Origin of the sequence: Citrobacter tructae (assembly GCF_004684345.1) — a bacterium.
GTDB lineage: Bacteria > Pseudomonadota > Gammaproteobacteria > Enterobacterales > Enterobacteriaceae > Citrobacter > Citrobacter tructae.
In genome coordinates this window covers 4,349,888-4,373,411 of record NZ_CP038469.1, presented here as the reverse complement: position 1 = coordinate 4,373,411, position 23,524 = coordinate 4,349,888, and the positions used below count along the sequence as shown (strand labels likewise).

The 23,524-nt window shown below is 53.1% G+C and carries 18 protein-coding genes; 6 read left to right on the top strand and 12 right to left on the bottom strand.

The genetic code is table 11. The features are described 5' to 3' along the window. Nucleotides 1–54: 54 nt before the first annotated feature. Both relA and rlmD read right to left on the bottom strand, forming a co-directional pair. Nucleotides 55–2,289 (bottom strand): GTP diphosphokinase, encoded by a 2,235-nt coding sequence (gene relA, locus E4Z61_RS21580; protein WP_135324497.1) that lies wholly within the window; start codon nucleotides 2,287–2,289, stop codon nucleotides 55–57. Nucleotides 2,290–2,389: 100 nt separating this feature from the next. Further along, the gene (gene rlmD / locus E4Z61_RS21575; protein ID WP_135324496.1) at nucleotides 2,390–3,688 is read right to left on the bottom strand and encodes a 23S rRNA (uracil(1939)-C(5))-methyltransferase RlmD; all 1,299 of its coding nucleotides are present in this window, start codon (nucleotides 3,686–3,688) and stop codon (nucleotides 2,390–2,392) included. A 57-nt stretch (nucleotides 3,689–3,745) separates the two neighbouring features. Between rlmD and barA the strand changes: the two genes are divergently transcribed. Then, complete coding sequence (gene barA, locus E4Z61_RS21570; RefSeq protein WP_135324495.1) at nucleotides 3,746–6,502, top strand: two-component sensor histidine kinase BarA; 2,757 nt, start codon at nucleotides 3,746–3,748, stop codon at nucleotides 6,500–6,502. Nucleotides 6,503–6,561: 59 nt separating this feature from the next. Here the strand turns inward: barA and E4Z61_RS21565 are convergent, their stop codons facing one another. From E4Z61_RS21565 to syd, 8 genes are all read right to left on the bottom strand, one after another. Further along, nucleotides 6,562–7,704, bottom strand: a complete 1,143-nt coding sequence (locus E4Z61_RS21565; protein ID WP_135324494.1) for a glycerate kinase — start codon at nucleotides 7,702–7,704, stop codon at nucleotides 6,562–6,564. Nucleotides 7,705–7,787: 83 nt separating this feature from the next. Then, nucleotides 7,788–9,128: a glucarate dehydratase gene (gene gudD / locus E4Z61_RS21560; protein ID WP_135324493.1), complete on the bottom strand. Its 1,341-nt coding sequence runs from the start codon at nucleotides 9,126–9,128 to the stop codon at nucleotides 7,788–7,790. A 20-nt stretch (nucleotides 9,129–9,148) separates the two neighbouring features. Beyond that, nucleotides 9,149–10,489, bottom strand: a complete 1,341-nt coding sequence (locus tag E4Z61_RS21555) for an enolase C-terminal domain-like protein (RefSeq protein WP_135324492.1) — start codon at nucleotides 10,487–10,489, stop codon at nucleotides 9,149–9,151. A 2-nt stretch (nucleotides 10,490–10,491) separates the two neighbouring features. After that, a complete protein-coding gene (gene gudP, locus E4Z61_RS21550) occupies nucleotides 10,492–11,844 on the bottom strand; it encodes a galactarate/glucarate/glycerate transporter GudP (RefSeq protein ID WP_135324491.1) in 1,353 nt (450 codons plus the stop codon). Nucleotides 11,845–12,324: 480 nt separating this feature from the next. Further along, nucleotides 12,325–12,774: a flavodoxin gene (locus tag E4Z61_RS21540; protein WP_135324490.1), complete on the bottom strand. Its 450-nt coding sequence runs from the start codon at nucleotides 12,772–12,774 to the stop codon at nucleotides 12,325–12,327. A 19-nt stretch (nucleotides 12,775–12,793) separates the two neighbouring features. Next, on the bottom strand, nucleotides 12,794–13,576 hold the full coding sequence (gene truC, locus E4Z61_RS21535; RefSeq protein WP_135324489.1) for a tRNA pseudouridine(65) synthase TruC: 783 nt from the start codon (nucleotides 13,574–13,576) through the stop codon (nucleotides 12,794–12,796). Beyond that, the gene (locus E4Z61_RS21530) at nucleotides 13,576–13,905 is read right to left on the bottom strand and encodes a YqcC family protein (protein WP_135324488.1); all 330 of its coding nucleotides are present in this window, start codon (nucleotides 13,903–13,905) and stop codon (nucleotides 13,576–13,578) included. The genes truC and E4Z61_RS21530 overlap by 1 nt, the downstream gene beginning before the upstream one ends. Nucleotides 13,906–14,537: 632 nt before the next feature. Beyond that, on the bottom strand, nucleotides 14,538–15,083 hold the full coding sequence (gene syd, locus E4Z61_RS21520; RefSeq protein ID WP_135324487.1) for a SecY-interacting protein: 546 nt from the start codon (nucleotides 15,081–15,083) through the stop codon (nucleotides 14,538–14,540). 68 nt (nucleotides 15,084–15,151) lie between these two features. Between syd and queF the strand changes: the two genes are divergently transcribed. From queF to xni, 5 genes are all read left to right on the top strand, one after another. After that, nucleotides 15,152–16,000, top strand: a complete 849-nt coding sequence (gene queF / locus E4Z61_RS21515) for an NADPH-dependent 7-cyano-7-deazaguanine reductase QueF (RefSeq protein ID WP_135324486.1) — start codon at nucleotides 15,152–15,154, stop codon at nucleotides 15,998–16,000. Nucleotides 16,001–16,113: 113 nt separating this feature from the next. Then, a complete protein-coding gene (gene ppnN / locus E4Z61_RS21510; RefSeq protein WP_135324485.1) occupies nucleotides 16,114–17,478 on the top strand; it encodes a nucleotide 5'-monophosphate nucleosidase PpnN in 1,365 nt (454 codons plus the stop codon). A gap of 562 nt (nucleotides 17,479–18,040) precedes the next feature. Continuing rightward, entirely contained in the window at nucleotides 18,041–19,330 is a 1,290-nt protein-coding gene (locus E4Z61_RS21505; RefSeq protein ID WP_135324484.1) for an HAAAP family serine/threonine permease, read from the top strand. A gap of 52 nt (nucleotides 19,331–19,382) precedes the next feature. Then, nucleotides 19,383–20,750, top strand: coding sequence for an L-serine ammonia-lyase (locus E4Z61_RS21500; protein WP_135324483.1), 1,368 nt, complete (start codon nucleotides 19,383–19,385; stop codon nucleotides 20,748–20,750). 111 nt (nucleotides 20,751–20,861) lie between these two features. After that, the gene (gene xni / locus E4Z61_RS21495) at nucleotides 20,862–21,617 is read left to right on the top strand and encodes a flap endonuclease Xni (protein WP_135324482.1); all 756 of its coding nucleotides are present in this window, start codon (nucleotides 20,862–20,864) and stop codon (nucleotides 21,615–21,617) included. Between the two features lie 58 nt (nucleotides 21,618–21,675). On the opposite strand, the gene fucO is transcribed toward xni, so the two are convergent. Together fucO and fucA are read right to left on the bottom strand one after the other, a co-directional pair. Further along, nucleotides 21,676–22,824, bottom strand: a complete 1,149-nt coding sequence (gene fucO / locus E4Z61_RS21490) for a lactaldehyde reductase (RefSeq protein ID WP_135324481.1) — start codon at nucleotides 22,822–22,824, stop codon at nucleotides 21,676–21,678. Nucleotides 22,825–22,851: 27 nt separating this feature from the next. After that, nucleotides 22,852–23,499 (bottom strand): L-fuculose-phosphate aldolase, encoded by a 648-nt coding sequence (fucA, locus tag E4Z61_RS21485; protein ID WP_135324480.1) that lies wholly within the window; start codon nucleotides 23,497–23,499, stop codon nucleotides 22,852–22,854. Between the last annotated feature and the right edge of the window lie 25 nt (nucleotides 23,500–23,524).

The following is a 23,524-nucleotide window of genomic DNA, read 5'->3' as shown; positions in this document are numbered from 1 at the left end:
TCGGGCTAAAATCTTGCCGGGTGGCAGCTTCACCTTACCCGGACTACAAAATGATTAATTCCCGTGCAACCGCCGCGCGTCTATCACATCCGGCACCTGGTTCAGTTTTCCGAGTACGCGCCCAAGCACCTGTAAGTTATAGATTTCGATAGTCATATCGATGGTGGCAAGTTGCTGTTTGGTATCGCTACGGCTGGCAACACCCAGCACGTTCACTTTCTCGTTGGCAAGAATAGTGGTGATATCACGCAATAAACCGCTGCGATCGTTCGCCTGGACGCGGACAACCAGCGAATACCCAGCCGAATAACTCTCGCCCCAAACCGCATCGACAATACGCTCCGGCGCATGTGAACGCAGTTCTACCAGCTGTTCGCAATCCGCTCGGTGCACGGAAATACCGCGCCCCTGGGTAATAAACCCAACGATCTCATCGCCTGGGATCGGCTGGCAGCAGCGAGCGATATGGTGCATCAGGTTACCTACCCCTTCAACCACCACGCGACCGTCATCTTTACGGCGGTTTTGCGGCGCATGCGTTTTCTGTTGCAGTTGCTTCAGCGCGGCAGCATCCTGCTCGGCAGCGCTCGGCTTATTAAACTGTGATTGCAGGAAGTTCACCATCTGGTTGAGGCGGATATCTCCCCCACCAATCGCCGCCAGCAACTCTTCCAGCTCATTGAAGTTGTAACGTGGCAGCAGATGTTTTTCTGCTTCTTTCAGACTAATGCCTAAATGCGCCAGTTCATCATCAAGGATCTGTCTGCCCGCGAGGATATTTTTGTCGCGATCCTGCTTGCGGAACCAGGCGTGAATCTTCGAGCGCCCACGGCTGGTCGTCACATACCCCAGGTTAGGGTTCAACCAGTCCCGACTAGGGTTTGGCTGCTTCTGGGTGATGATTTCAATTTGATCACCCATCTGTAACTGGTAGGTAAACGGCACGATACGCCCACCAATTTTGGCGCCAATACAACGATGCCCCACATCGCTATGAATATGGTAAGCAAAATCGAGCGGCGTCGAACCCGCCGGTAAATCCACGACATCGCCTTTTGGCGTAAAGACGTAAACTCTATCGTCAAAAACCTGGCTACGTACTTCATCGAGCATTTCACCGGAGTCTGCCATCTCTTCCTGCCAGGCGATCAGCTTACGCAGCCAGGCTATGCGGTCCTCATGACCGGAACGCGCAGCACCGGACGCGGTACCTTCTTTGTACTTCCAGTGCGCCGCGACGCCCAGTTCGGCATCTTCGTGCATCTGTTTGGTGCGGATCTGGATTTCAATGGTTTTACCGCCCGGCCCCAGCACAACCGTGTGGATTGACTGATAACCATTGGGTTTTGGATTCGCTACGTAATCATCAAACTCGTCCGGCAGATGGCGATAGTGAGTATGTACTATCCCTAACGCGGCATAACAATCCTGCAGCCGCTCGGCCACGATACGCACGGCGCGCACATCAAACAACTCATCAAAGGCCAGCTGCTTTTTCTGCATTTTGCGCCAGATGCTGTAGATGTGTTTCGGGCGACCGTACACTTCGGCTTTAACGCCCTCGATTTTCATCTCTGAACGCAGGTGGCCGACAAACTCATCAATGTAATGTTCGCGATCGATACGACGCTCATGCAACAGCTTGGCGATTCGCTTGTATTCTTCCGGGTGCAGGTAGCGGAAGCAGTAATCTTCCAGCTCCCATTTTAACTGCCCGATGCCTAAACGGTTAGCCAGCGGCGCGTAGATATTGGTGCACTCTTTTGCCGCCAGCACGCGTTCATCTTCCGGTGCGTCCTTAACTTCGCGCAGGTGCGCGATACGCTCCGCCAGTTTAATGACCACACAACGGAAGTCGTCGACCATCGCCAGCAACATGCGACGGACGTTATCAACCTGCTCTGAGGAGACCGAGTCGGTGTGCGTGGCCTTAAGCTGGCGTATCGCCGCCATATCGCGCACGCCGTGGATAAGAGTGACGATTGACGTCCCCACGTTCTCGCTCAAGATCTCTTCGCTGACCACATTGGCATCTGCCAGAGGGAAAAGCATGGCTGCCCGCAGCGTGTCGATATCCATACTCAGCATGGAGAGAATTTCCACCATTTCCACACCGCGCCACAGCAGCAGTTCCGCATCCGGATGCCCCTGTGTCTGCTGCAGGCAATACGCCCAGGTTTCGGCTAAGCGTTCACACGACTGCTGGCTGGTGATCCCCAGACTCGCGATCCATTTTTTGGGATCAAACTCGCCAGCTTTATTAATATGTGCACTTCTTACCGCAACCATCGTCCTCTCCTTAAGGGGCCTGGCCTGTCGAAGTCGACAAGCCGTACCCATTGTCTTTCAAGCTGTAGTACAACCCGAAATCCAGTGGGTATAAGATTCATTACATATGCTCAAACAGGACCATTGACTCCAGGTGTCCGGTGTGCGGGAACATATCGAGCATCGCCAATCGCTGAATGGTGTATCCCGCTTTGAGTAACGCTTCGCTGTCACGAGCCAGCGTAGCAGGATTACAGGATACATAAACAACGCGACCAGGTTTTAATTTTATAATATGTTGCATCACGCCTGCAGCACCCGCACGCGCGGGATCGAGCAATACTTTGTCAAATCCGTTCTTTGCCCACGGCTGCCTGGTAACATCCTCCTCAAGATTCTCATGAAAGAATGTCACATTGTGTAATCCGTTATTCAGCGCGTTTTCCCGGCCTTTTTCGACCAACGCGGGCACACCTTCAACGCCCACCACGCTTGCCGCACGAGTTGCCAACGGCAGCGTGAAATTCCCCATGCCGCAGAACAGATCGAGTACGCGATCTTCAGGCTGAACATCCAGCCATTCCAGCGCACGGGCGACCATTTGTTGGTTTACCCCGGCATTAACCTGGATAAAATCACGTGGGCTGAAGGTTAAACGTAGCCCATTTGAGTCATACCAGGGCGATTCTCCTGAAACAGGTTCAAGTATCTCGCTTTGCGGAGCCAGAAACAAAGACAGTCCCTGAGAATGCGAAAAGCGTTCCAGTTTTTCTCTATCGACCATACTTAATGGCGCCGTATGGCGCAAAATCATCAATGTGCCGTTACCGGCCTGCACCAGCTCGATGTGCCCAAGATGGCGAAGTCCTTGCAGACTTTCCAGACATGCCCTGATGTGAGGCAACAGCGCCTCAAGCTGGGGCACCAAAATAGGGCATTGCTTCACGTCGATGATGTCGCTGGAACCGGATTGACGAAATCCCATCTGCAGTTGCTTTTCTTTCGCCCGGTAATTCAGGCTTAAACGCGCGCGACGGCGATAACCCCACGGCGTATCGGCGATAACCTCTGACACTTCGCATTTCATTAAGCGTGACAGCGCTGCGCTTTTGCTACGCTGCTGCAAAGGAATACTGGCATGCTGCTGCTGGCAGCCGCCACACCTGCCAAAATGTGGGCAACGTGGCACTTCACGTTCCGGGCTGTCGTTTAAACGACGTTTGACTTGCGCGCGGGCATACTGTTTTTTATCTTCGGTGATCGTCACCTCTGCGCTTTCCTGGGGCAGCAATTCCGGTATAAACAGGGCCTTCCCGTTATGCCGAGCAACGCCCTGACCAAAAGGATCGAGGTCATTGACGGTAACGGTTATGATCTGACGCGTCGTCACGCGTCGTTTTGCAGAGTAGAATTGCGCCATCGACGAGATATTTCTCTATTTAACAGTGTGACCCTAATTGTCCCATAACGGAACTCCATGACCAACTACAGCCTGCGCGCTCGCATGATGATTCTGATCCTGGCACCGACCGTCCTGATTGGTTTGCTGCTCAGTATCTTTTTTGTTGTGCATCGCTATAACGACTTGCAGCGTCAACTGGAAGATGCTGGCGCCAGCATCATTGAGCCACTCGCGGTCTCCAGCGAATATGGCATGAACCTGCAAAATAGGGAGTCCATCGGTCAGCTTATCAGCGTGCTGCACCGTCGCCATTCCGATATTGTGCGGGCCATTTCGGTCTACGACGAAAATAACCGGTTGTTTGTAACCTCCAATTTCCATCTCGATCCGTCAGAAATGCAGTTGCCTGCTGGTTCGCCGTTCCCCCGTAAGCTGAACGTCACCCGCCAGGGGGATGTCATGATCCTGCGCACCCCTATTATATCGGAAAGTTATTCTCCGGATGAGTCTGCCGTCAGCGACGCAAAAAACACGAAAAATATGCTGGGGTACGTGGCGCTTGAGTTAGACCTTAAATCGGTGCGGCTACAGCAGTACAAAGAGATTTTTATCTCCAGCGTGATGATGCTGTTTTGCATCGGTATTGCATTAATTTTTGGCTGGCGTCTAATGCGCGACGTGACCGGCCCTATCCGCAATATGGTGAATACCGTTGACCGGATACGACGAGGGCAGCTCGATAGCCGGGTAGAAGGCTTCATGCTGGGTGAGCTGGACATGCTGAAGAATGGCATCAACTCAATGGCGATGTCATTGGCGGCCTACCATGAAGAGATGCAGCACAATATCGATCAGGCCACGTCTGACCTGCGCGAAACACTGGAACAGATGGAGATCCAGAACGTCGAGCTGGATCTGGCGAAGAAACGTGCCCAGGAAGCTGCGCGTATCAAATCCGAGTTCCTGGCAAACATGTCGCATGAGCTGCGAACACCGCTCAATGGCGTCATTGGCTTTACTCGCCTGACGCTAAAAACCGAGCTGAACACCACCCAACGCGATCACCTGAATACGATTGAACGTTCCGCCAACAACCTGCTGGCCATCATCAATGATGTGCTCGACTTTTCCAAGCTGGAAGCAGGCAAGTTGATTCTGGAAAGCATCCCGTTCCCGCTACGTAGCACGCTGGACGATGTCGTGACGCTGCTGGCACATTCATCCCATGATAAAGGGCTGGAGCTCACGCTTAATATTAAAAACGACGTGCCGGACAATGTGATTGGCGATCCGCTGCGTTTGCAGCAGGTCATAACCAATCTGGTCGGCAATGCCATCAAATTTACCGAAAGCGGCAATATCGACATTCTGGTAGAGAAACGCGCCCTCAGTAACACCAAAGTGCAGATCGAAGTGCAAATCCGCGATACCGGCATTGGCATTCCGGAACGCGATCAATCGCGTCTGTTCCAGGCCTTCCGTCAAGCGGATGCCAGTATTTCACGACGCCACGGCGGCACCGGGCTGGGCCTTGTGATTACGCAAAAACTGGTTAACGAGATGGGCGGGGATATCTCGTTCCACAGCCAGCCAAATCGCGGCTCAACCTTCTGGTTCCATATCAGCCTCGATCTCAATCCTAACGTACTCAGTGAGCGCTCACCCACCCGTTGTCTGGCCGGTAAACGCCTGGCCTACGTTGAACCCAACGCTACTGCAGCGCAGTGTACGCTGGATATATTGAGTGAAACGCCGCTGGAGGTGATTTATAGCCCTTCCTTCTCCGCGTTGCCGGCGGAACACTACGATATTCTGCTGCTTGGCGTACCGGTCACGTTCCGCGAACAGCTCACTATGCAGCATGAACGGCTGGCAAGCGCCCGAGCGATGACCGACTTCCTGTTGCTGGCGCTGCCTTGCCATGCACAGATTAACGCCGAGAAATTAAAACAAGGCGGTGCGGCGGCATGCCTGTTAAAACCGCTGACCTCAACCCGTTTGCTGCCTGCCTTAACGGAGTATTGCCATCTGAATCAAAGCACCGAACCGCTACTGATGGATGAGAGTAAAATTGCAATGACCGTCATGGCGGTGGATGACAACCCAGCGAATCTCAAACTGATCGGCGCATTGCTGGACGATATGGTACGGCACGTTGAGCTTTGCGACAGCGGGCATCAGGCGGTGGATCGCGCTAAACAGATGCAGTTTGATTTAATTTTAATGGATATTCAGATGCCGGATATGGACGGTATTCGCGCTTGCGAGCTCATCCATCAGTTGCCCCATCAGCAGCAGACGCCGGTTATTGCAGTGACCGCGCACGCGATGGCCGGGCAAAAAGAGAAGCTCCTCAGCGCCGGAATGAACGACTATCTGGCAAAACCCATTGAAGAGGAGAAGCTTCATAATCTGCTACTGCGTTATAAACCCGGCTCTGGCACTGCCATCCGGGCGATCGTCGCCGAGCCCCTTGAGCCGGTCGTCAACCCGAATACAACGCTCGACTGGCAGTTGGCGTTAAGGCAAGCCGCCGGGAAAAACAATCTGGCGCGCGATATGCTGCAGATGCTGATCGATTTTCTCCCTGAGGTACGCAATAAAATCGAAGAACAGCTGGTCGGTGAAAACCCTGAAGGCCTGGTAGATTTGATTCACAAACTGCACGGCAGCTGCGGCTACAGCGGAGTTCCACGTATGAAAAATCTGTGCCAGCTCATCGAACAACAGCTACGCAGCGGCACTCAGGAAGAAGATCTGGAACCTGAGTTTTTAGAGCTGCTTGATGAGATGGACAACGTAGCACGTGAAGCGAAGAAGCTGTTGGGGTAACTGTCTGATTGCCGGATGACGACGCTCACGCGTCTTATCCGGCCTATCGCCACCATCATTCAACGTAATTGCTGTCCTGCTTTGAGGGTTGCAGCCACGTTTCGTGCCGTCATGCGGACGTTTTCTTTCGCATTATTCAGCGCATCATCCAGCGTACAGATGGTATAAATCACGCTAAAAACAGCATCAATACCATATTTGTGCACAATACCCACGTCCGGAGTCAGGCTGCCAGCAATACCAATAACCGGCTTGTTGTAACGCTTCGCGACGTTCGCCACGCCAACGGGGACTTTGCCATGAATGGTCTGGCTGTCGATACGCCCTTCACCGGTCACCACTAAATCTGCATCCGCGACCCAGGTATCAAGATGTAACGCATCGGTCACGATCTCAATGCCGCTGCGCAGCTGCGCGCCGCAAAACGCATACAGCGCCGCCCCCATGCCTCCGGCGGCACCGCCGCCAGCCAGTTCCAGTACGTGAACATCCAGATCGCGGGCTATCAATTGCGCATAGTGCGTGAGCGCCCGATCAAGGCGAGGAATCATCTCCGGCGTTGCCCCTTTTTGCGGGCCGAAAACCGCAGACGCCCCCTCTTTACCCGTTAGCGGGTTGGTCACATCGCAAGCCACTTCGATAAGACAAGCGGCAAGACGCGTGTCTAACTGTGAGATATCAATTCTGGAAAGCGCTTCCAGACCTATCCCGCCGTGCGCAATATCGTTACCCTGCGCATCCAGTAATCTTGCCCCCAGCGCCTGCACCATGCCGGCGCCACCATCGTTGGTGGCGCTACCGCCAATCCCGATGATGATATGCTCAACGCCCGCATCCAACGCATGGCGGATCAACTCTCCGGTTCCCCAGGAGGTGGTTTTCAGCGGATCGCGTGAACACGGAGGCACCAGTTCCAGCCCGCTAGCTGCCGCCATCTCGATAAACGCAGAGCGCTCATCGCCCGATAAACCATAAAATGCCTGAACATTGGTCCCCAGAGGACCGGTAACATCAACATGCACAAAGTGGCCCGCCGTTGCGGCAACCATCGCTTCAACAGTTCCTTCACCGCCATCAGCAACCGGGATCTTTACGTAGTCCGCATCAGGCCATATTTCACGGAATCCCTGTTCTATGGCAGTTGCCACCTCAAGCGCACTCAAACTTTCCTTATAGGAATCCGGTGCGATCACTATTTTCATAAAGCATCCTTACGCATGTTGATTGTGTTAAGCATACACCAGGGGAAAAACCGCCCCATACCATGGGAGCGGTCCCAGCTCGCTTAGCGTACCATGCACGGGCGCTTATTATCAAACGTCCAGTTCGGGATCAGGTACTGCATCCCCATGGCGTCATCACGCGCGCCCAACCCGTGTTTCTGATACAGCTCGTGCGCTTTCATCACCTGATCCATATCGAGCTCTACGCCCAGACCCGGTTTCGCCGGTACCTGCACCATGCCGCCTTTAATTTCAAACGGCTCTTTGGTCAGACGCTGGTTGCCTTCCTGCCAGATCCAGTGGGTATCGATGGCGGTAATTTTACCCGGTGCCGCCGCCGCGACGTGAGTGAACATCGCCAGCGAAATATCAAAGTGGTTGTTGGAGTGCGAGCCCCAGGTCAGGCCAAACTCATGGCACATCTGTGCCACGCGTACGGAACCTTGCATGGTCCAGAAGTGCGGGTCCGCCAGCGGGATGTCGACAGATTGTAGCGACAACGTGTGCCCCATCTGACGCCAGTCGGTGGCGATCATGTTAGTCGCCGTCGGCAGGCCGGTCGCACGACGGAATTCGGCCATCACTTCACGCCCGGAGAAGCCCTGCTCGGCACCGCACGGATCTTCGGCGTAAGCCAGAGAACCTTTCAAATATTTGCCGATGCTAATCGCTTCATCCAGTGACCATGCGCCGTTAGGATCCAGCGTCACGCGCGCCTGTGGGAAGCGCTTCGCCAGTGCGACAATCGATTCTGCCTCTTCAACACCTGCCAGCACGCCGCCTTTCAGTTTAAAGTCGTTAAAGCCATACTTCTCATACGCCGCTTCCGCCAAGCGCACTACCGCATCTGGGGTCATTGCCTCTTCATGACGCATGCGATACCAGTCGCACTTCTCATCCGGCTGGCTCTGATACGGCAGCGGCGTCGCTTTACGGTTACCGACGAAGAACAAATAACCGAGCATTTCGACTTCGCTACGCTGCTGACCATCGCCTAACAGAGAAGCCACGTTCACACCCAAATGCTGACCCAGCAAGTCGAGCATTGCTGCTTCAATACCGGTGACCACATGAATAGTGGTACGCAGATCGAAGGTCTGCAAACCGCGTCCACCTGCATCACGATCGGCAAACTGGTTACGTACTGCGTTCAGCACGTTTTTATATTCACCCAACGTCTTACCTACCACCAGCGAAACGGCATCTTCCAGGGTTTTACGGATTTTTTCGCCGCCGGGAATTTCGCCCACACCGGTATGACCGGAATTATCTTTGATAATCACAATATTGCGCGTGAAGAACGGGGCATGTGCGCCACTCAGGTTCATCAGCATGCTGTCGTGGCCCGCAACCGGAATAACCTGCATAGCGGTAACAACTGGAGTAGTAAATTGTGCGCTCATCATAGTGTCCTTATTCAAAATCAGTGACGGCCGAAAACAGGGCGTTTACGGTCAAAAGTCCATCCGGGTATCAGGTACTGCATCGGGCCTGCGTCATTACGCGCGCCGCCGGGCAGTTTCTTGTAGGCTTCATGGGCCTTCAGCACCTGCTCCCAGTCCAGATCCACGCCCAGACCAGGCGCGTCTGGAACGGCAATTTTCCCGTTCTTAATCTCCAGCGGATTTTTGGTCAGGCGGCAATCACCCTCCTGCCAGATCCAGTGTGTGTCAATCGCAGTCGGCTTACCGGGGGCAGCGGCCCCCACATGGGTAAACATCGCCAGCGAAATATCAAAGTGATTGTTCGAGTGGCAGCCCCAGGTCAGGCCCCAGTCGTCGCACAACTGTGCCACGCGCACCGCACCGGAAAGCGTCCAGAAGTGCGGATCGGCCAGCGGAATATCGACTGAATTCAGCATCACCGCATGGCCCATTTCGCGCCAGTTGGTGGCTATCATGTTGGTTGCCACCGGCAGTCCGGTTGCGCGGCGAAACTCTGCCATCACTTCGCGCCCGGAAAAGCCCTGTTCGGCACCGCACGGATCTTCGGCGTAGGTCAGAACATCGTTCAGCCCTTTACACAAGGAGATAGCTTCATCCAGCAGCCAGGCACCGTTAGGATCGACCGTAATACGCGCGTCCGGGAAGCGTTTTTTCAGTGCTCGGACGGTTTCAATTTCCTGCTCGCCCGGCAGCACGCCGCCCTTGAGTTTGAAATCTTTAAAACCATAGCGATCCTGCGAGGCTTCCGCCAGGCGCACTACAGCCTCGCTGTTCATCGCTTGCTGATGCCGCAGGTGATACCAATCATGGTTGCCCGGCGTCGTCTCCAGATACGGCAGATCGGTTTTCGTGCGATCGCCTACATAGAACAGATAGCCCAGCACAGTTACTGCATCACGCTGTTTGCCTGGGCCTAGCAGTTCGCAGACCGGCACGTTGAGCGCCTTGCCCAACAGGTCCAACAGCGCCGCTTCCAACGCGGCCACCGCGTTAACCCGCAGTTCAAAGGTCCAGGCGCCTTTACCGAAGGTGTCAAAGTCAGCGGCCTGATTGCCTTTATGCACCTGCTGCACCACTTTATTCAGACGGGCGACTTCCTGACCCAACACCATCGGAATAGCGTCAACCAGCGTCTGATAAATCACTTCGCCGCCCGGTGCTTCACCGACGCCGGTATTCCCGGCGTTGTCGGTAAGCACCACGATATTGCGGGTAAAATACGCGTTATGCGCACCACCGATGTTGAGTAGCATACTGTCATGCCCGGCCACCGGAATGACCTTCATGTCGGTAATAACGGGACTTGATTGTGTTGTCATCATCATTGTCCTGCGACAGGTTTCAATTCGATACGTTTAATATCGCCCACCAGCACCAGATAGCTCAGCACCGCAATCAACGCATGCACCCCAACGTAAATCAGCGCGCCGTTGAACGAGCCGGTGGTGCCAACGATGTAGCCGATAGCAATCGGCGTCACGATACCGGAGATGTTGCCGAACATATTGAACAGACCGCCGCTGAGGCCGCTGATCTCTTTCGGCGCGGTATCTGCCATCACCGCCCAGCCCAGCGCCCCGATGCCTTTACCGAAGAAGGCCAACGCCATAAAACCGATGATCATCCACTCAACGTTGACGTAGTTACAGAACACCATCACCATCGACAACAGCATACCCATGACGATGGGTGTTTTACGCGCAATATTCAGCGAGCCGGTACGACGCATCAACCAGTCAGAAATAATCCCGCCGAGCACGCCGCCCACGAAGCCGCAGATAGCCGGAACCGACGCAACAAACCCGGCTTTCAAAATCGACATGCCGCGCGCCTGCACCAGATAAACCGGGAACCAGGTAATAAAGAAGTAAGTCAGGGCGTTAATACAGTACTGACCGATGTAAATCCCCACCATCATGCGTGAGCCAATCAACTGCTTAATTTGCCCCCACTTAACGCTAAACGGTACTTTGGCTTTGGTTGCCGCCTGATCCATGTTGATCAACGCACCGCCTGCGGCGATGTAATCCAGCTCTTTTTGGTTCACACCAGGATGCTGGTTAGGTTCATGAATCACCTTCAGCCAGACAAAACTGATAATGATCCCGAGGCCGCCCATAAAGAAGAACACGTGTGACCAACCCACTTCGTGAGTCAGCCAACCCATGATTGGCGCGAAGATAACAGTGGCAAAGTACTGAGCGGAGTTAAAAATCGACACCGCCGTGCCCCTCTCCTGAGCCGGGAACCACGCCGCCACAATACGACTGTTTCCGGGGAAAGAAGGCGCTTCAGCCAAGCCGACAAGAAAGCGCAGCGTAAACAGCGCGATGATAATGCCGAAGCCGCTAAAAATATCGACGAAGCCCTGCAGCAAGGTAAACATGGACCAGATAAAGATCGACCAGAAGTAGACACGTTTTGAACCAAAGCGGTCGAGCAACCAGCCACCTGGGATCTGACCGATAACATAGGCCCATGAGAATGCGGAGAAGACGTACCCCATACCGACAGCATCAAGGCCAATATCTTTGGCCATCTCCGAACCGGCAATGGACAAGGTGGCGCGGTCGCCATAGTTGAAGGATGTGACGATAAACAGCATCACCACTATCCAGTAGCGAGCGTTAGTGCGCTTTTCCGCACTGCTCGCTGCCTGACTTAATGAACTCATTGTTGCACTCCTGAATTTTCGCGTTTTTATTCGCTCACTCTGAATTGCAAAACCGGTAGGGGGTCAGAGGTAACGTTTCGTGTATAGGCAGCTTTTTTGAGGTCGTTCGCCTTGCATGCTGTATTTTCTTATTGCTGGCCAATAAAGTATAAAAAGCGTCCCGCGCACGCTCACCGTGCAACAACACAACATTTTGACGGCATATAACGTATGTTTATGGCAAAAGCCCAGGCGATTGGAAGCAACCTCACGGAAATGAAAACCAGTGGGTTGAAAAGGGGAATGTCAGGATTGAAAAGAAAGGAGTGTGAAACAGGTCGCTTGACCCTATGGAAACGCCTGTAAAACCCTTTTAAAATAAAGGTTTTTACAGACATTTGCCCGAAGCTAACACGATTCCGTTTTATTAGGATATCGTCAGGTCGTTCTTTTGCTTGCTGGCACAGGCAGGACGCCCTCCCGGTAGGGGGAGGGTGAGCCTTAAGACAGAAGAGTTCCCCAGTTTTCTACCCAGGGATTAGATTCGCTTTCCGGTTCAGGATGCTCGCTGGCATCAATCAGCAACATCTCCCCCACCCGTTGCGCGCTTTGTTCCTGTAACAACGCGTCGAACTGTTTTCCGCCATTGCAAAAGTTAACGTAGCTGCTGTCGCCCAGCGCAATAACGCCGTAACGTAGATTTGGCTGGAAACCAAGATTATCTTTGATCCCCTGAAACAGCGGTACAATGCTGTCCGGGAGATCGCCCTGTCCGGTCGTCGAGGTCACCACCAGGACATATTTATCCTGATACGCCTGCCAGTCTGTCAGTTCTGGATCTTCAAATACCGTGGCCTTATGGCCCTGTGCGGTAAGGATAGCTTCAGCCTCTTCGGCTACCAGCAGCGCGTTTCCATACATCGTGCCGACAAAAATACCAATTTCCGCCATAACCTTTATCTCCAAGGACTTAAGAATCTATCTGCTCATCCTGACCTGACCGCTCGACGAACTCAACCCTTTCATTCTCAGGGAGAAGTCCACGCCAGCCAAATTGTGACAGTGCCTGCATCCAGACATCATCCAGCCCGGCGCGAATCACTAATGGCTCGCCGGTGAACGGATGAGTAAGCGTAAGCTGGCTGGCATGCAGCATTAAACGCTGGCAGCCGAAATGTTCCGCAGCACTGCGGTTTTGCCGCAAATCGCCGTGCTTGCTGTCACCGATAATAGGATGGCGCAAATGGGACAGATGGCGTCTAAGCTGATGTTTTCGACCGGTTTTAGGATCAAGCTCCACAAGCCCGTAACGGGTGGTCGGATAACGCCCGGTGGCTACCGGCATCTCTACCGTTGCCAGTCCGCGATAATGGGTTACCGCAGGCTGCGGATCTTTATCCTCGCGGGCAAATTTATCGGCAATTTTATCCAACTCTTCCACCAGCGGGTAATCCAGAACCGCGTCATCCATCAGCCAGCCGCGCACAATCGCATGATAGCGCTTGTGGATTTTATGCTGTTCAAACTGCTGCGACAGCAGACGCCCAGCTTCGCTGGACAGCCCCATCAGCAGCACACCGGATGTCGGCCGGTCGAGGCGATGCACGGTATAAACATGCTGACCAATCTGGTCACGCACCGTTTGCATCACCACCACTTTCTCATCGCGGTCGAGCCAACTGCGGTGAACCAGCCAACCAGAGGGTTTATTAACCGCCACCAGCCATTCGTCCTGATAGAGAATCTCCAGCATCAGGATTTATCACTGGTGAATAGCGCATCCAGCGCCTGCAATGCAACCAGGATCGCTTCACGCTGTGGATGATCGGCAGTCAGCGCCATTTCATAATACGGCGCAATGGCGAACGCGTCCGGAAGCGGCTGAGCGTTATCCAGCAAGGCATGCATGCGGGGAATCAACACCCATTGCAGCCATTCAACCGGCTCCATAGTATCCATACAAAAAGGCTGCGTGCTGGTAAACAGATGCGCCTCTGGCTCATCCATCCGCCAGTGATTATGTTCACGCAGCAGCGCTTCAAGCGCATGGAGCTGCTGGCGCACACGGTCATGAGTAGCCATGAAATTAACCTCATTGATGAAAAATCTGGCGCGAAGAATAGCATTTGTGGGAAGGAAATAAAAAAAGGGAGCACTGTAAAAACAGTGCTCCCGGTTCGTTTCGCAGCATTCCAGCTACTTTTAGTGCTCCCTGCTCATCCATGACAACTTTTCCTGTGGTCTTGCGACCCGTTCATCCTGAACTTTTGCATCCTGCTCACATCACCCCGATGTGAAAACTTCATCCTGAAGTATCCATGGCCATCCTGACCCACCGACCATCCTGACCGGCTCTCATTCTCCTTCCTGGAGGTGTCCCTTAACGCATCCGGCGTTTTCCTCTTTGCTTCATCCTGAAGCCTGTCCTTGCTACACCGTCCTGGTGTGTCCTGCTGAAGTGTCATCATCCTGATGTTCACTTCGTTGTGCGACTCCTTGTCGACGGAGATAGAATCGCCTGTTTTGCTTTGTCTTACAAGATGCTTACAGGCATACCCTTAAGTATATTTTCGTATGAAAGTCAGCAATAAAACGTTAATCAATTGAATTATCTATAATTATTATTTTATCAATTCATTAAGTCTTTACTTATTACCTGGCGATCTCCTACAGGGTTTGTAAGAGATCTCTCACACGATTCAGGGCAAAATAGATTACAGAACTGGCTTAAGTTGAGTCAGGAATTCCGCAAGAGAGGCCGCCAGCACCGTTCGTTTACGGGTTCCCAGCGTTTCTTTGCACACTTCTCCGGACAGATTGCACACCGAAATGACATCCAGTTCATTTTCCTGCGTCGCAATAAAAAGCGTCGGCGAGAGCTTGAGCCGCTTTTGCGTGACCAGATGACCTATCAGGTTTTCCTGGACGCGCCTGAAGTCATCTTCGCTCCAGGTTTGCAGCAGAGTGAGCTTTTCATCCGCAAACTGCGCGTGCATATCCCCGGCAAACTGGGTGGTATAAAAAGCGTGAACGGCGGGTTGTATCACAATATCAAAGGCGCGTTCAACCGCGTTTACATTCGTTTCGCCTACAAACGGCTGAGGCTGCCAGTACACGGCATCGCTGGTAGTGGAAATAATGCATGGGGAAGGAACGCCATACAATTCTTCACTGAGCGGCCAACTGTTGTTTTTTTCATGCCATGCATCGCAATAACGCGTCGTAAAGGCCGTTAGCGCCTGCGCAGTCAATTCGTCCACTGATTTCTCTCTTCACAAAAGCCAGGATACACTTGACGCATAGTGTATCTGGTTTATAACGGTGAAACATGTCCTCTTATGAAAACCATCAGGCGCTTGACGGCCTGACGCTCGGTAAATCAACGGATTACCGGGATAATTACGACGCCAGTTTGTTGCAGGGCGTTCCGCGCAGCCTTAACCGCGACCCGCTGGATTTAAAGGTCGATAATCTGCCTTTTCACGGTGCCGATATCTGGACGCTGTATGAACTGTCATGGCTGAATGCCAACGGCTTGCCGCAGGTTGCCGTCGGGCACGTGGAATTAGATTACACCAGCGTGAATCTGATTGAATCGAAAAGCTTTAAGCTCTATCTGAACAGTTTTAACCAGACCCGCTTTGATTCATGGGATGCCGTTCGCCAAACGCTGGAAAACGATTTGCGCGACTGCGCCAGGGGTGATGTCCGCGTTGCGCTATATCGTATCGACGAACTGGAAGGACAGCCGATTGCCCATTTCAATGGTACCTGCATCGACGACCAGGATATCATTATCGACAACTACCAGTTCAGCACGGATTATCTGGAAAATGCGGTAAGTGGCGAGAAAGCGGTGGAAGAGACGCTGGTCAGCCATCTGCTGAAATCCAACTGCTTGATCACGCACCAGCCCGACTGGGGTTCCATACAAATTCAGTATCGTGGACGCAAAATCGACAGGGAAAAGCTGCTGCGTTATCTGGTCTCCTTTCGCCACCATAATGAATTTCACGAACAGTGCGTGGAGCGCATTTTCAATGACATTCTGCGCTTCTGCCAGCCGGAAAAACTGAGTGTCTACGCGCGCTACACGCGACGCGGCGGTCTGGATATTAATCCGTGGCGAACTAACACCGATTTTGTCCCTGCCATCGGCAGACTGGTACGTCAGTAACTTTTTTTCTCAATTTTGCGTGCCGGATTCCGCGCGCAAGGTTGTGAAAGGTCATAAGCCAGGGCTATTGTAATCAACAGGGAATGACGTGTTGCGTCCCATAAGGAGTTTACTTGATTACACATATTAGCCCACTTGGCTCAATGGACATGTTGTCGCAGCTGGAAGTCGATATGCTTAAACGCACGGCCAGCAGCGACCTGTATCAACTGTTTCGTAACTGTTCGCTTGCCGTCCTGAACTCCGGCAGTTTGACCGACAACAGCAAAGAGCTGCTGTCTCGTTTTGAAAGTTTCGACATTAACGTGCTGCGCCGCGAGCGTGGCGTAAAGCTGGAACTGATTAACCCGCCTGAAGACGCGTTTGTTGATGGACGCATTATTCGTGCGCTGCAGGCCAACCTGTTTGCCGTACTGCGCGACATTCTTTTCGTCAACGGCCAGATCCATAACGCTGGTCGTTTTCAACATCTGGATCTCGAAAGTTCGGTTCACATTACCAACCTCGTTTTCTCCATCCTGCGCAACGCCCGGGCACTGCACGTCGGTGAAGCGCCGAATATGGTGGTCTGCTGGGGCGGCCACTCCATTAACGAAAATGAATACCTGTATGCGCGTCGCGTCGGTACCCAGTTGGGTCTGCGTGAACTGAACATTTGTACCGGCTGCGGTCCGGGTGCGATGGAAGCGCCAATGAAAGGTGCAGCAGTGGGTCACGCCCAGCAGCGTTACCGCGACAGCCGCTTTATTGGCATGACTGAACCGTCAATCATTGCCGCAGAACCGCCTAACCCGCTGGTCAACGAACTGATCATCATGCCGGACATTGAAAAACGTCTGGAAGCGTTTGTGCGTATCGCCCACGGCATTATTATTTTCCCGGGCGGCGTGGGGACGGCAGAAGAGCTACTGTATCTGTTGGGGATCCTGATGAATCCGGCGAACAAAGATCAGGTTCTGCCACTGATTCTGACCGGGCCCAAAGAGAGTGCGGACTACTTCCGCGTGCTGGATGAGTTTATCGTACACACGCTGGGAGAAGAGGCGCGTCGCCACTACCGCATTATCATTGACGATGCTTCAGAAGTTGCCCGCCTGATGAAAAAAGCGATGCCGCTGGTGAAAGAGAACCGCCGCGACACCGGTGACGCATACAGTTTTAACTGGTCGATTCGTATTGCACCTGATTTGCAGATGCCATTTGAGCCGTCCCATGAAAACATGGCTAACCTGAAGCTGTATCCCGACCAACCGGTTGAAGTGCTGGCGGCAGACCTGCGTCGCGCGTTCTCCGGCATTGTCGCGGGTAACGTCAAAGAAGTCGGTATTCGCGCCATTGAAGAGTTTGGCCCGTACAAGATCCACGGTGATCGCGAAATGATGCGCCGCATGGACGACCTACTGCAAGGCTTTGTCGCACAGCACCGCATGAAGTTGCCGGGTTCTGCCTACATCCCTTGCTACGAAATCTGCGCCTGATGTTTTACGCCCGGTGGCTGCTGCTACCACGGTGACAGATTTGTCCATATACAAGCCGGATTTGGCCCTGCTGCCAGCCGGCTTTTTTAGTGATACCAGTCACATAGCTCATTCAATAACATAAACATCAATGATGTTTCACCAAAAACCGCCCCAATACGCAAACGTTTACCTTTCGAACCCGACCGTGATTTATCTCCACATATTATCATTTGTCGCCAGAATCCACTGAAAACGACAGTTTTTGCAGCGCAACACTCGTATCTTCTCGCTTTGTCTTTCACGCCATATGTCGTTAATGCTAGCCTTCGCGCCCGTAAATCCGCTTTGGTTATTTTTTAATAGATTAATGGTCCAAATTTATCCACATAAAAAGTGGATTATTGCATTTGGGATCGCGATCACTGATACATTCATAACTAAAATGTATCTTTCCGCCCGAAAATTATTACGGCGAAAAATTATATAAAAAATCGCTAATCGGAATTCGTTTTACAGTCAGGTCTTTTTTCATTGGATTGAACCCAAACCTGACTTTTTAAGCTTCCTCCAGGAGAAATAGATGGAAAACACGCAAACCAGCACTATCGTCACGGGCCAGACCCGCAGCGCATGGCGCAAGACTGACACCATGTGGATGTTGGGCCTTTACGGCACGGCGATTGGCGCGGGCGTATTGTTCCTGCCAATTAACGCAGGCGTTGGCGGTCTGATCCCGCTGATCATCATGGCTATTCTTGCCTTCCCAATGACCTTCTTTGCACACCGTGGTCTGACTCGCTTCGTGTTGTCCGGTAAAAATCCGGGTGAAGACATTACCGAAGTTGTAGAAGAACACTTTGGCGTTGGCGCAGGTAAACTGATTACACTGCTCTACTTCTTCGCTATCTACCCGATTCTGTTGGTTTACAGCGTAGCTATCACCAATACCGTTGAGAGCTTCCTGACCCACCAGTTGGCGATTACGCCACCACCGCGTGCAATTCTGTCTCTGATCCTGATTGTCGGCATGATGACCATCGTGCGCTTCGGTGAGCAGATGATTGTGAAGGCGATGAGCATCCTGGTATTCCCGTTCGTTGCGGCTCTGATGCTGCTGGCGCTGTACCTCATCCCTCAGTGGAGCGGTGCGATTCTGGAAACCCTGTCCTTTGACTCTGCCGCAACCACCGGCAATGGCCTGTTATTGACCCTGTGGCTGGCAATCCCGGTAATGGTGTTTTCCTTCAACCACTCACCAATCATCTCCTCCTTCGCCGTGGCGAAGCGTGAAGAGTACGGTGATGAAGCTGAGAAGAAATGCTCTAAGATTCTGGCATTTGCTCACATCATGATGGTGCTGACCGTTATGTTCTTCGTCTTCAGCTGCGTGTTTAGCCTGTCCCCGGCGGATCTGGCGGCGGCAAAAGAGCAGAACATCTCCATCCTGTCTTACCTGGCGAACCACTTTAACGCGCCGATCATTGCCTGGATGGCACCGATCATCGCGATTATCGCTATCACCAAATCCTTCCTCGGCCACTACCTGGGCGCGCGTGAAGGTTTCAACGGTATGGTAATTAAGTCTCTGCGTGGCAAAGGCAAATCCATCGAAATCAACAAACTGAACAAAATCACTGCGCTGTTCATGCTGGTCACCACCTGGATTGTGGCAACGCTGAACCCGAGCATCCTCGGTATGATTGAGACCCTGGGTGGCCCAATCATCGCGATGATTCTGTTCCTGATGCCGATGTATGCAATTCAGAAAGTACCGGCAATGCGTAAGTACAGTGGCCATATCAGCAACGTCTTCGTTGTGATTATGGGCCTGATCGCTATCTCCGCTATTTTCTACTCTCTGTTCAGTTAATTCCCCTGCGCCGCCCTCGGGCGGCGCACCTCAGATACACAATGGACGCCTCATGATTAGCGTATTCGATATCTTCAAAATCGGCATTGGCCCCTCCAGTTCCCACACTGTCGGCCCAATGAAAGCAGGCAAACAATTCACGGACGACCTGATTGCACGCGGAATACTCACTGACGTAACCCGCGTAGTGGTTGATGTTTACGGCTCTCTGTCTCTGACGGGAAAAGGCCACCACACTGACATCGCGATTATTATGGGACTGGCGGGTAACCTACCGGATACCGTAGACATCGATGCCATCCCGGCCTTTATCCAGGATGTGAATACTCACGGACGTTTGTTGCTGGCAGACGGTCAGCATGAAGTTGAGTTTCCGGTCGATAAGTGCATGAATTTCCATGCGGACAATCTGTCCCTGCATGAAAACGGCATGCGCATTACCGCACTGGCCGGCGAAAAAGCGATTTATAGCCAGACTTACTATTCCATTGGCGGTGGTTTCATCGTTGATGAAGAACATTTCGGCCTGACGAACAGTTCGCCGGTAAACGTGCCATATCCGTATAAATCCGCAGCCGATCTGCAACGACATTGCCAGGAAAGTGGTCTGTCGCTTTCCGGTCTGATGATGCAAAACGAACTGGCCCTGCACAGCAAGGAAGAGCTGGAACAGCACTTTGCCAACGTCTGGGAAGTGATGCGTAGCGGAATTGAACGCGGTATCACTACCGAAGGCGTATTGCCGGGTAAACTGCGCGTACCACGTCGTGCGGCAGCGCTACGCCGTATGCTGGTGAGCCAGGACAAAACCACCACCGATCCGATGGCGGTCGTGGACTGGATCAACATGTTCGCGCTGGCAGTTAACGAAGAGAATGCGGCCGGTGGACGTGTGGTTACCGCCCCGACCAACGGCGCGTGCGGGATCGTTCCTGCGGTGCTGGCATACTATGACAAATTTATCCGCGAAGTGAATGCTAACTCGCTGGCTCGCTACATGCTGGTCGCGAGTGCTATTGGTTCACTGTACAAGATGAACGCCTCGATCTCGGGTGCCGAAGTAGGCTGCCAGGGTGAAGTTGGTGTGGCCTGCTCAATGGCAGCTGCTGGTCTGGCTGAACTGCTGGGTGGTAGCCCAATGCAAGTGTGCATCGCGGCGGAAATCGGTATGGAACACAACCTGGGTCTGACATGCGATCCGGTTGCGGGTCAGGTTCAGGTCCCGTGCATCGAGCGTAACGCCATTGCCTCGGTAAAAGCGGTTAACGCGGCACGTATGGCATTGCGCCGTACCAGCGAGCCGCGCGTGTGTCTCGATAAAGTTATCGAAACCATGTACGAGACCGGTAAAGACATGAATGCCAAGTACCGTGAAACCTCTCGCGGCGGCTTGGCAATGAAGATTGTCACCTGCGATTAACCATCCCTGAAGGGGCCTATTTTACGAGGCCTCTTCCCATTTTGCGTCCAACTATTCGCCTCCCCCCACCTTGAATGTTACCCTACAGTCTGATTTGTAAGGGAGAACACCGTGGCCGTCCATCTGCTCATTGTCGATGCACTGAACCTTATTCGCCGTATTCACGCCGTTCAGGGATCGCCCTGCGTGGAGACATGCCAGCATGCGCTCGATTTATTGATTGTCCACAGCCAGCCCACGCACGCCGTGGCGGTATTTGATGACGAAGCGCGTAACAGCGGATGGCGTCACCAGCGACTGCCTGACTACAAAGCAGGTCGCCCGCCGATGCCTGACGAACTCCATCACGAAATGCCAACCTTACGCGCGGCCTTCGAACAGCGCGGTGTCTGCTGCTGGGTTTCCAGTGGGAATGAAGCCGACGATTTAGCCGCCACGCTGGCGGTTAAAGTCACCCAAGCCGGGCATCAGGCCACCATTGTCTCGACCGATAAAGGCTACTGCCAGCTGCTCTCTCCTACCCTGCGTATTCGCGACTATTTCCAGAAGCGCTGGCTGGATGCGCCGTTTATCGAGAAAGAATTTGGCGTACAGCCTCAGCAGTTGCCAGATTATTGGGGGCTGGCGGGAATAAGCAGTTCAAAAGTGCCCGGCGTCGCGGGCATTGGCCCTAAAAGTGCGACCCAACTACTCGTTCAGTTTCAGCATCTGGAAGGGATTTACGCCCGGCTCGATGAAGTACCGGAAAAGTGGCGCAAGAAACTCGAGGCACACAAAGAGATGGCGTTTTTGTGTCGCGATATTGCCCGGCTGCAAACGGACTTGCACATCGACGGCAACTTACAGCAGCTTCGTCTGGCGCGGTAATTGCTATTTCGCCGGATAACGGTGAAAACCCTTATCCGGCAATGTATCTCTCTAAAACTTACCAGGCGGTATGGTACAGCTCAACGATATCGCCCAGGCTCGCTTCACGCGGATTACCACCAGTGCACACGTCGTCGAATGCCGCCTGCGCCAGCGCCGGGATATCCTCTTTACGCACGCCAACATCACGTAAGTGCAGCGGGATCCCCACATCACGGTTAAGCGCAAACACTGCATCTACAGCAGCTTTACGCGCCTCATCCAGCGTCAACGCTTCCACCTTAACGCCCATTGCGCGGGCGATATCGCGGAATTTATCCCCGGTATAGTCGGCGTTGTACTGCATCACATGTGGAAGCAAAATGGCGTTGGCGACGCCGTGTGGTGTGTTATAAAACGCTCCCAACGGATGCGCCATACCATGCACCAACCCCAGTCCGACGTTGGAAAAGCCCATTCCGGCAACATACTGGCCCAGCGCCATAGCTTCACCGGCCTGGCTATCACCTGCGACAGATCCGCGTAACGACCCGGCAATGATCTCAATGGCTTTAATGTGCAGCGCATCCGTCAGCGCCCACGCCGCGCGGGTAATGTAGCCTTCGATGGCATGAGTCAGTGCATCAACACCGGTAGCCGCCTTTAACGCCGCTGGCATGCCGTCCATCATATCGGCATCAATAAACGCCACCTGCGGGATATCATGCGGATCAACACAGACAAACTTGCGTCGATTTTCTTCATCGGTGATCACGTAGTTAATGGTCACTTCCGCCGCCGTCCCTGCGGTCGTCGGAATAGCCATCACCGGCACGCTTGCGCTGCGCGTTGGCGATAAACCCTCAAGGCTGCGCACATCGGAAAACTCAGGGTTATTGTGGATAATGCCAATCGCTTTACAGGTATCCTGTGGGGAGCCACCGCCAATGGCAATCAGATAATCTGCGCCACTTTGCTCAAAGACACTCAGCCCTTCCTGTACTACCGCAATGGTAGGATTGGGGATAACGCCGGAAAAAATCTCCCACGCCAGACCCGCCGCGTCCATCCGCGATGTCACCTTATCAACAACACCGCACTTCACCAGGTTTGCATCGGTCACAATCAGCGCCTTGCGATACCCCCGACGAATCACTTCATCGGTTAACGCCTCAACAGCTCCCCGGCCAAACCATGCCGTTTCATTCAGAATCATTCTGTTCGCCATCGTATTTCTCCTTTTCGCTATGCGAAATTACTCTTCAATACGTAATCCATAGGATTTGAATTTCTCCAGCACTATGGCGATCTCTTCATCATCCAGCACCGGAACAGGATCGACAATCGCCAGCGTGCTCAGATAAAGGCGGGCCAGAACTTCCACTTCATGCGCCAGCCACAGTGCTTTTTCCAAGTTCGCCTCACAGGCAATCAGCCCGTGATGCTGCAACAGTGTTGCTTTACGGTCTTTCAGCGCCACAATCACGTGCTCTGACAGTTCACGCGTACCAAACGTCGCATACGGCGCACACGGAATGGAATTTCCGCCCGCCGCCGCAATCATGTAGTGGATCGCCGGGATAGGACGGTTGAGAATCGATACCGCGGTACAATGGATTGCATGATTATGGACCACCGCATTAGCCTCTGGTCGCGTCTGGTAAGCCGCGAGGTGAAAGCGCCATTCGCTGGAAGGTAATTGTTCTTTATCATAATTACCGTCGTTATCTACATACACGATCATATTTTCAGTAAGTCTTTCGTAAGGAATTCCGCTGGGTGTGATCAGCATTCCATTTTCATAACGTGCACTCACATTTCCCGCCGTTCCCTGATTCAGCCCCAGGCTGGTCATTTCGAGACAGGTTTCAATGATTTCTCGCGATAAACGCATTCTTTCCATAATGATTCTCCGGGTACAGTTTCCC

Bases quoted from the DNA above. Each gene is read 5' to 3' on its own strand.
- relA (WP_135324497.1), bottom strand. From the start codon at position 2,289: ATGGTTGCGGTAAGAAGTGCACATATTAATAAAGCTGGCGAGTTTGAT.
- rlmD (WP_135324496.1), bottom strand. From the start codon at position 3,688: ATGGCGCAATTCTACTCTGCAAAACGACGCGTGACGACGCGTCAGATC.
- barA (WP_135324495.1), top strand. From the start codon at position 3,746: ATGACCAACTACAGCCTGCGCGCTCGCATGATGATTCTGATCCTGGCA.
- E4Z61_RS21565 (WP_135324494.1), bottom strand. From the start codon at position 7,704: ATGAAAATAGTGATCGCACCGGATTCCTATAAGGAAAGTTTGAGTGCG.
- gudD (WP_135324493.1), bottom strand. From the start codon at position 9,128: ATGAGCGCACAATTTACTACTCCAGTTGTTACCGCTATGCAGGTTATT.
- E4Z61_RS21555 (WP_135324492.1), bottom strand. From the start codon at position 10,489: ATGACAACACAATCAAGTCCCGTTATTACCGACATGAAGGTCATTCCG.
- gudP (WP_135324491.1), bottom strand. From the start codon at position 11,844: ATGAGTTCATTAAGTCAGGCAGCGAGCAGTGCGGAAAAGCGCACTAAC.
- E4Z61_RS21540 (WP_135324490.1), bottom strand. From the start codon at position 12,774: ATGGCGGAAATTGGTATTTTTGTCGGCACGATGTATGGAAACGCGCTG.
- truC (WP_135324489.1), bottom strand. From the start codon at position 13,576: ATGCTGGAGATTCTCTATCAGGACGAATGGCTGGTGGCGGTTAATAAA.
- E4Z61_RS21530 (WP_135324488.1), bottom strand. From the start codon at position 13,905: ATGGCTACTCATGACCGTGTGCGCCAGCAGCTCCATGCGCTTGAAGCG.
- queF (WP_135324486.1), top strand. From the start codon at position 15,152: ATGTCCTCTTATGAAAACCATCAGGCGCTTGACGGCCTGACGCTCGGT.
- E4Z61_RS21505 (WP_135324484.1), top strand. From the start codon at position 18,041: ATGGAAAACACGCAAACCAGCACTATCGTCACGGGCCAGACCCGCAGC.
- E4Z61_RS21500 (WP_135324483.1), top strand. From the start codon at position 19,383: ATGATTAGCGTATTCGATATCTTCAAAATCGGCATTGGCCCCTCCAGT.
- fucO (WP_135324481.1), bottom strand. From the start codon at position 22,824: ATGGCGAACAGAATGATTCTGAATGAAACGGCATGGTTTGGCCGGGGA.
- fucA (WP_135324480.1), bottom strand. From the start codon at position 23,499: ATGGAAAGAATGCGTTTATCGCGAGAAATCATTGAAACCTGTCTCGAA.